This is a genomic window from Pseudomonas sp. Soil_N_39, assembly GCF_057655955.1.
The window spans coordinates 1-5,416 of the sequence record NZ_JBDGLI010000037.1 but is presented as its reverse complement, the minus strand read 5'-3'; the positions used below and the strand labels follow the sequence as shown (position 1 = coordinate 5,416).

General features: G+C 57.5%; 3 protein-coding genes and 1 pseudogene. All 4 read left to right on the top strand.

Going from position 1 to position 5,416, the window contains the following annotated elements:
- Positions 1 to 801 (top strand): annotated as a pseudogene (locus tag AC3A5O_RS28700) (AraC family transcriptional regulator); the annotation flags it as partial.
- 213 nt (positions 802 to 1,014) lie between these two features.
- Positions 1,015 to 1,530, top strand: a complete 516-nt coding sequence (locus AC3A5O_RS28695) for a sigma-70 family RNA polymerase sigma factor (RefSeq protein WP_047229725.1) — start codon at positions 1,015 to 1,017, stop codon at positions 1,528 to 1,530.
- On the top strand, positions 1,517 to 2,497 hold the full coding sequence (locus tag AC3A5O_RS28690) for a FecR domain-containing protein (RefSeq protein ID WP_305470537.1): 981 nt from the start codon (positions 1,517 to 1,519) through the stop codon (positions 2,495 to 2,497). Before AC3A5O_RS28695 ends, AC3A5O_RS28690 begins: the two co-directional genes overlap by 14 nt.
- A 118-nt stretch (positions 2,498 to 2,615) precedes the next feature.
- On the top strand, positions 2,616 to 5,006 hold the full coding sequence (locus AC3A5O_RS28685) for a TonB-dependent siderophore receptor (protein ID WP_305470536.1): 2,391 nt from the start codon (positions 2,616 to 2,618) through the stop codon (positions 5,004 to 5,006).
- Positions 5,007 to 5,416 lie beyond the last annotated feature (410 nt).

The following is a 5,416-nucleotide window of genomic DNA, read 5'->3' as shown; positions in this document are numbered from 1 at the left end:
GCGGTGCTGCGGATGGAGGACGGGACAACGTACGCACTGTCTGCCGGCAACGCCGTATTCATCGCCCATGGCGCGGCCCATCAACTGCTTTCTCATACGGACGTGCCTGTTCAGGACATCGACCGTTTAGACGGCGCTCCCCTCGGTGATACGGTCAGCGCGGTGGATACCGGAACCGATGCCAGCCCCACGCCGACCACCATTTTGTTCAGTGGCTGCATGGAGTTTGAACTGGGCAGTATCCATGGCCTTGGCAGGCTGATGCCGGGTCTGATGCTGATTGATGCCGGCGGCCAGCGTTACCCCGGGCTGGTGCCTATCCTGACCACCATGGAACGCGAGGTCAGCGCCGCCCGTGTCGGCTTCGCCGGTATCCTCGCGCGTTTGGCCGATGTGGTGGCCGCCATGGTCGTTCGCAGTTGGGTGGAGTGCGCCTGCGGCAATGCCTCTGGCCTGGTCGCTGCATTACGCGACCTACGCTTGGCAAGCGCGCTTCTCGCGCTCCATCAACAACCGGGACGCGACTGGACCGTTGCGCAGTTGGCGGAGCAATGCAATACCTCTCGCTCGGTCTTCGCAGACCGTTTCCAGGCGACTATTGGCATGGCCCCACTGCGCTACGTGACTGAGTTGCGGATGCGGCTTGCGAGCCAGTGATTGACGCTCGAAAGGCTGCCGATTGAAAAGGTGGCGCAGCGCTTGGGTTATACCTCTCAGGCCGCGTTCAGTCGCGCATTCAAGCGCATTACGGGCAAGACGCCTGGGTTAAGTCGTCAGTCGAGGCGGTCTACTGTTTCCTGAAGCCGAGCGGGAGCCACCGAGCACTTTGAAATTCAAAGTGCTCGGTGGCTAGCGTTCAAATCTCCTAAACGCTGAATGCATTCTTTCACTCGCAGCCTCTACAGAATGATCGCGTTCGCCCAAAAGCGGACAGTGAGCGCCACGTATTTGCCTAAGGCCTATCGCGTGAGTAGAATGCGATTAATTATCAATCATGCACCTGCCGGGATTCCGATGCGTAGCGATGAAACACTAGGTACTGCAGATCTAGGGCTGCTCTATCGAACCCACCACTCGTGGTTACACGGCTGGCTAATCCGACGCATTGGATGTCGCGATAACGCAGCAGATTTGGCGCAGGACACCTTCGTACGTCTGCTCAAATCCCGTCAGTCCAGCCCCTTGCGCGAACCACGCGCCTATTTAAGCAGTATCGCCCGCGGACTGATGATTGATCAGTATCGTCGTCGCGAACTCGAACGTGCCTACTTGGAAAGCATCACGTTGCTGCCTCAACATGAGGTTCCCTCGGAAGAAAGCCGGCTGATGATTCTTGATGCGCTCGAGCGCATAGACCGCATGCTCGGTATGCTTAAACCAAGAGTTCGCCAGGCATTTTTATTTGCCCGACTCGACGGTCTAACCTGCGCGCAAATAGCCGAAAAGCTGGGTGTTTCCCGCGCGACGGTGGAACGCGACCTGGCCACGGCCCTGCAACACTGCTATCGCTTGCGTTATGTCGAGGCGTGAGCCGCAGGCGCTCAATCCGGCCATTGTTGAGCAGGCAATCCAATGGCTGGTGCGCCTTCGCTTCAATCAAGCCGATGAACAAACACAGCGCACTTTTGAGCACTGGCTGCAGCAGCGCCCGGAGCATGTGTTGGCGTGGCAGCGTGTAGAAACGCTTGGGGATGAATTCGCAGGCGTGCCAGCTCAACTGGCCCGACAAACCCTTAATGGTACCAATCACGGAATGCCGCGGCGGGAAAGCCTGAAGCTACTGGGCATATTGGCGACTGTTAGCGCTGCAGCCTGGCTCGGCCGGGACTATACACCCGTACCCGCCATGCTTGCGCAGCAGCGCAGCAGTACCGGCGAGCAACGACGCTTCCAACTCGATGATGGCAGCCTTATCCAGCTCAATAGCGATAGCGCCGTCGACAGCGATTTCGACGCCCAGCGACGCCTGATAATCCTGCGACGTGGGGAAATCATCGTGAATGTCGGCCCGGATCAACACTCGCCTCGAGCACGACCGTTCTGGGTGCAATCACGTGACGGGCTCATGCGCGCCCAGAGTTCCCGCTTTCTGGCACGCGAGCTTGACGATGGCACTCTGGTCGCGGCTCAGGAAGGATCAGTCACGGTTTTCCCCGGCTCCGGTCAAACTCCTGCGAGCCGCAGCGTCCAGGCAGGAAATCACCTGCTGTTCACATCAAGTGGCGCCCGAATGTTCAGGGACAACGGCCTTGATCTATGGAGCTGGGGTGACGGGGTGATCAGTGCGCGCAATATGCGCCTCAATGATTTCATCGCGGAGTTGTCGCGTTATCGCCCCGGGGTACTGCGCTGCGCCGAAGAGGTCGCTAATCGTCGCGTTTCCGGCACCTTCCAGCTCGCCGACAACGAGCAGGTCCTGGCATTGATCGCGCAGTCACTGCACTTGCACATTGATTATCGGACCCGTTATTGGGTGACCGTGACCGCTGCCACCTGAGCCCATCAGAACTTTGTGCTAGCTGAAAAATAATGAGGTAGCTTCTCATTCTCGTTCGACCTCTAAGGAAGGCCGGAATACAGGCCAGTCTGCCGATGTCCTTTCTTGGAGCGAGAAAATGAGTTCGTCCCCTGTTTCACAGCGCCATCCATTAAATCGTGCCTTGCACGGTGCGATTTTGGGTTTGATCGTAAGCAGCTACACATTGCCATCGCTGGCGCAAACGTCGAGCGCTGACCACAGCAATCAAGTGAAACAGTGGAACATCGCTGCCGGCCCACTGGCACCGGCGCTTGACCGCTTTGCGCGCGAGGCTGGCATCAGTCTTTCCTTCGACGCATCGAGTGTAGTGAACCGCACCACTGCTGGCGTGAATGGCACGCTCGATACGTCGGCAGCGCTGTCATCGTTGCTGCTGGGGAGCGAATTGCAAATCGAACAGCAAGGTCCGAATGCCTATCTACTGTTCCCTCAACCAAAGCCCGTCGGCCCGCTGGAGCTCGACGCAACGAACGTCGAGGACTACCGCCTTGCCCCCCTCATCATCAACGCCAAAGTCAGGGTCAGTGCCGACGACGACGCCAACTCGGTGGTCGCCAAGGAGCTCTGGGTTGGCGGCAAGGTGGCAACCAGCATTCTCAATACACCGGCCTCGGTGTCGGTTGTTACCAACAAGGAAATGGAGCAACGCAGCGTCAGTACCACGGAAGAGGCGCTGCAATACACGCCGGGCGTGGTCAGTGACTTCTATGGTACGGATGACCGCAACGACTATTTCCAGATCCGGGGCTTCCAGGCTACTACCTACCGTGACGGCTTGACCCTGAGTTCGATGCGCGGCGTACGCGAAGATCCATTCGCCTATGAACGCATAGAGATTCTGCGTGGCGCCAACTCCACGCTGTTTGGCCCAGCGGACCCGGGCGGTTCGGTGAATTTCGTGACCAAACAGCCGCGCTTCGAGCAGTTTGGCCAAGGCTATGTGACCTACGGTTCGTTTGACCATGTCGAGACAGGCATCGATGTGGGGGATGCGCTGAACGACGAGAAAACCTTGGCTGGCCGCTTTACTGCCAAAGGACAAAACAGCGACCGCGAGTACGATCACTCACAGGAGGACAACCGGTTGGTGATGGGTGGCCTCACCTGGGCACCCACGGATTACACGTCAGCCACCGTGATTCTGGACTATCTGAAAACTGAAAGTTCGCCCAACAGTGGCGGCTATCCGCTGGACAAGGAATACGACCGCAGCAAGTTTTATGGTGAGCCCAGCTACAACTTTCACGATGTAGAGCGCACCAGCCTCAGCGGTAACGTCACCCATGACTTCGACAACGGCTTCGTACTGCGCAGCAATCTGCGTTACAGCAAATTGACCGATGATTTTGGCTACGTTTACATCAGCGACAGCGCCGCACGTGTCGGTACTACCGTTGACCGGTATCTGTTTGGAACGGACAGTGAGGCCGACCAGTTCAACGGCAATCTGATGCTGCAATACGATGCCCGCTTCGAGAACATCGACAGCAGCAGCCTGGTGGGCGTGGAGTACCTCGATTCGACCACCAAGGAAAGCTCGGTCTACGCCCTGACGACCCCGATTGACATTGCAAATCCCGTGTTTACTGGCGTTCCACGCTCAATCATGCCGTATGCCGTCAACAAGCGAGACGCGACCACCAAGGCCGTGTTCCTTCAGCAGAACCTATCGTTCTACGAGCGTTTCATCGTCACCGCGGGTATGCGCAACGACTCGATGGACCTTACCAGCAAAGGCTTGCAATCCACTGAGAAAGACAACTTCTCCGAAACCTCCTACCGAGGTGCGTTGACCTATATCGTCAACGATGAGGTGTCCACCTATGTGAGCATGGTGGAATCCGTCTCGCCGCCTCAGGTTGGCGTAACACCGCAGACAGGCAGGCAGTACGAAGTGGGCGTGAAGTATTCGCCGATGGGGATGGACGCACTGTTCTCCGCAGCCGTTTATGACTTGACCCAGGAAAACGTCACCATCGCCGTGGTGCTGCCGAGCGGCATCATTGAGCAACAGACGGTGGGCGAATCGCGGGCGCGTGGCCTCGACCTGGAGGCCAAGGCGCAGGTGACGCGGAACCTCAGCCTGATTGGTGGCTACTCCTATATGGAGTCCGAGGTACTACGCGGTTCGTTGTACGACGGCAGCTCCCTGAAGGGTAATGAGTTCACCACGGCACCCAAGCATTCCGCTTCGCTCTGGAGTTATTACGACGTGCCTGGCACTGATGTCAGCGTTGGCTTGGGTGCGCGCTACGTCGGCTCTTATTACTTCGATGCAGCCAACTCCGGCAAAAGCGATGGCACCACGCTGTTCGACGCCGCCTTCAACTACGAGATCGCCAAGGGCACCGACCTTGCGGTGAACGTCAGCAACCTGCTGGATGAGCAGCACGTGGTCGGTTCCGGCACAGCGAACTTCTACAACCCAGGTCGCGAGATTACCGCCAAAGTGAGTTACAGCTGGTAAGCAGGCGTGTAAGCCTTTTCCCCATGTAGGAAGCGGTGCCCGCTATACCGCGGGCACCGTCAACTTGCCATCATTGTGCGAGTTGAAAAGCAAGAGCGTTCGATTTTCATCGTTACGCGCCAGCTGTTAACTGCGCGCCAGTAGCGCGAGATAACATCAACCTGTTTTCGAGCATCTGCGTCGGTTCCGACCGCGATCAACTCAGCTCGATGCCAAGCAGGCCCGCAGACTTGCGTTTCAATAACGGGTCTAATGAAGGCGCTGTCGCCTGTCGACAGGAGCGCTGGCATTTCACAAAAAAAGCCACTCATCTGAATGGCTTTTTTCTGAATCTTGTCTCGTCCTGAATAAGGTTTACACCTTCTGACCTATCCTCAGGAGGAACCAATGGATTCAGGAAGAAGGCGTAG

Excerpts from the sequence above, each read along its gene's own strand:
- AC3A5O_RS28695 (WP_047229725.1), top strand. The coding sequence starts at position 1,015 with ATGCGTAGCGATGAAACACTAGGTACTGCAGATCTAGGGCTGCTCTAT.
- AC3A5O_RS28690 (WP_305470537.1), top strand. The coding sequence starts at position 1,517 with ATGTCGAGGCGTGAGCCGCAGGCGCTCAATCCGGCCATTGTTGAGCAG.
- AC3A5O_RS28685 (WP_305470536.1), top strand. The coding sequence starts at position 2,616 with ATGAGTTCGTCCCCTGTTTCACAGCGCCATCCATTAAATCGTGCCTTG.